General features: G+C 64.3%; 1 protein-coding gene. It reads right to left on the bottom strand.

Annotation, left to right across the window (positions count from 1 at the left end):
• Positions 1-63: 63 nt before the first annotated feature.
• Entirely contained in the window at positions 64-2,619 is a 2,556-nt protein-coding gene (locus tag KUM40_RS36080; RefSeq protein WP_217170543.1) for a type ISP restriction/modification enzyme, read from the bottom strand.
• Between the last annotated feature and the right edge of the window lie 382 nt (positions 2,620-3,001).

The following is a 3,001-nucleotide window of genomic DNA, read 5'->3' as shown; positions in this document are numbered from 1 at the left end:
AGGAACCTCCATCCAACCGGACCGGAGCACGCCCGCGCACTTGTCCACCCGCAAACCCCCACGTCACAGGGCTACAGAACAACTTTGCCGGGACCCTGGGCCGGCTATGCCCGCGATGTATGCGAATAGGTCCTCTGCCGTAACCGTTGCACCTAGGGTTTGCGACAGTGCCTTCAGTAGCCCGGGCGTCACATTCGCCTCTGCCAGTTCCGCGTGACGATAGAGCGGCGCGACTCGGCCGCCTTCTGTGCCTTTGAAGTGGTGCATGTCGGGGATGAGGGCTGTGAATCCCACAGCCGGCCCTGCCCGCCCCGACTCGGAGTGCAGTTCGGACAGATAGATCTGGCGGTCGCTGTGGGCGAACCACAAGGCGGGTCGCGGAAAGTCGATCACGCGCCGGTCCGCAATGATCCACTGTCGGTCGAATGTCATCCTGCCGTATGGGGCGAGGACCGGTGTCCGCTCTGTCTCTTCGGCAAGGGGGCCCCGCCATTCGTGTCCCGGGAGTGGCTGTTCTGGCTTGTCCGGGCGGCGGTCCCGAGTGCTCTTCAGTAACGTCCCTTTGGTCGATATGTGAGCCTGGACGAGTGTCCGCCAGCGTTCTTGCAGAACGGACTTGCTGGGCGAGACCGGCCAACTGCGGTTGTTCTTGTTTCCGGAACTTGTCCAGGGCAAAAGGACGTCCACGGTGGGCATAGCTGTCCACTCAGAGGCGGCTACGGCCTCAAAGGGGGTGGTCCACCCTGAGGAACAGGACTGCCATGGTGTTCCGTCCCCGGCCTGGTGTCCGTCGATGCTGAGTCCGTCGAGCCAGCCGAACTTTGCTTCTCTGGTTCCGGCGGGTACGTCGAGTCGCCACACGCGCGCAGGATGCTCCGGGTCGGGGGATCCTCGACGGACGAAGACCGCGATGCAGACCTCGCGTTTCACGTCCTGGAAGACACGCGTGCGGGGGTCGGAGTAGGGGCCCTCGGGAGAGAGCCCGATGATCCAGCCTTCGTCGGCCGCCTCGCGCAGGTAGCGCCGCATACCGGCGGCGCCCGCACTGTCCAGGAACCCGGAGTTGGTGATGAGGGCGACGATCCCACTGGGCGCTTCCGGCGCACCCAAGGCCGTCACCTGGTCGAAGACTTTCCAGGTCGACCATGCCCAGAAGTACACGTAGAGATTGTCCAGGGCGTATCCGATACGCCCGTTGTCCTCGGGGTGGAAGCGCGCCAGGATCGCCCCCCGGTCGTTCGGATTCCCCTCGGTGACCCAGCGCCCGACCCCCGACTGCTTGGCACCGCGCAGGTACGGCGGGTTGCCGATGACCACCATGACTTTCTCCTCCGCCTTGACCTTGTTGGCCAGTCGGCGGTGTCGGGCGATCGCCTCGTACATCAGACCCAGGTGGTGCTCGACGGCCGGGTCGTCCAACGTGTCGGCCACCAGCAGTCTTGGCGCGTAACCGGTGATGTCGGTCTGATGGGCCTTGAAGGCGTGATGTACGCGAAGTTCGGCCACCGCGTACGGTCCGGTCTGCTTCTCCAGACCGATGAGACGCCCCGCGAGTTCGCGGAGGAGTCCGCTCTTGAGGGTGTCGCGGTGCTTCAGTGCCAGGTCCTTGGCGACGTGGTCGACGATGTTGATGAGGAAGGTTCCGGTGCCCATGGCGGGATCGACCACGGTGACGTCCTCACTGCCGAACCCGTCCTCCTGGCCGAGCCGGTCACGCAGTACCTCGTCGGTGAACTGGACCATGAAACGGACAGCCTCGCTGGGCGTGTAGTACGTACCCGTACGTCGTCGCAGCTCCGGGTCGTAGGCGCTCAGGAACCCCTCGTAGAAGTGGAGGTAGGCGTCCCCGCTGCCGTCCTTGAACATCTCCGGGTCGACCGCGGAGATGACGTCGATCAGCGTGTCGATGACTCCGCGGAGATCGTCGAGGGCTTCGTCGGTCAGCACCGAGAGGGCTTTGCCCATCAGGGAATGACGTTTTCCCAACTTGCCTGCGACGTCGGGTAAGGAGAGCTTCTCCATTTCGATGCCCTCAAGGCGGGCCAGCAAGATCGCGAAGGTGAGCGTCTGGCTGTAATGGTCGGCGAACTCAGCCGGCAGGGCGTCGGGGAAGAGCAGGTCTTTCCAGTTGCCCGCGAGAATGGAGAACGCGGCGTCGGCCTCTCCGTGTTCCTCACGGGTGAGACGTTCAGTGACCTCGTCCCGCAGGAGGGCGCAGATTCTGGCGATGCGCTTGACCAGTTCACCGATGCTGCCGACGGTCAGGGGCGCCGGAGCAAGGAAGAGGGCGATGGCCCGCTCGAATCCGTCGTCCGCCGGGGTGAGTTGCCGACTGCCGCTGAGCAGGTCTCCCACCAGGTGCCCGGTCGGGCCGATTTGCACGCCGAAACGGTACACAATCCAGTCGTAGCCATTTGAATACAGGACATTGGGAAGGGCCTTGAGTTTCTCCCACTGCTCCCGGTTGTGACTCTTCGCGGACCACTTCTGCGGGTCGATACCCCTGTCAGGCCGCTTCAACTCGACGTGCCCGATGGTCCTTCCGCCGGTACTGATGGCGAAGTCGGGCCGCACGCCAAGTCGTTTGACGCTGCTCTGGCCATGGGCGATCAGTCTCATGTGCTGCCGACTGGCCATACCACGCAGTAGTTGCTCCACGGGTGCGGTGAGGCTCTCCTCCTTCCCGCTATCCGCCCCAGCGGGTCCCTGAAGCTTGGCCCTGACCTCCTGCCCGAACCGGGCGACGAGATCGGCGACCGACCCGGTGGCTCTATTCCCTGCTCCGATGTCCCTTCGCGGCAACGCCCACCCCCATGGCAGTGCACACGCACGGTGATCGCACTAATACACACTGCCCATCAGGCTGCAACTGGCAAACACCCGGGCACGGTTGGGTACTGGGGCAGGGTCCCGGCAAAGTTGTTCTGTAGCCCTGTGACGTGGGGGTTTGCGGGTGGACAAGTGCGCGGGCGTGCTCCGGTCCGGTTGGATGGAGGTTCCT

It is taken from the genome of Streptomyces sp. AC512_CC834 (genome assembly GCF_019049325.1).
Lineage (GTDB): Bacteria > Actinomycetota > Actinomycetes > Streptomycetales > Streptomycetaceae > Streptomyces.
The sequence above is the reverse complement of the archived record's forward strand: the minus strand, read 5'-3'. Positions and strand labels throughout refer to the sequence as shown.

Excerpts from the sequence above, each read along its gene's own strand:
- KUM40_RS36080 (WP_217170543.1), bottom strand. The coding sequence starts at position 2,619 with ATGAGACTGATCGCCCATGGCCAGAGCAGCGTCAAACGACTTGGCGTG.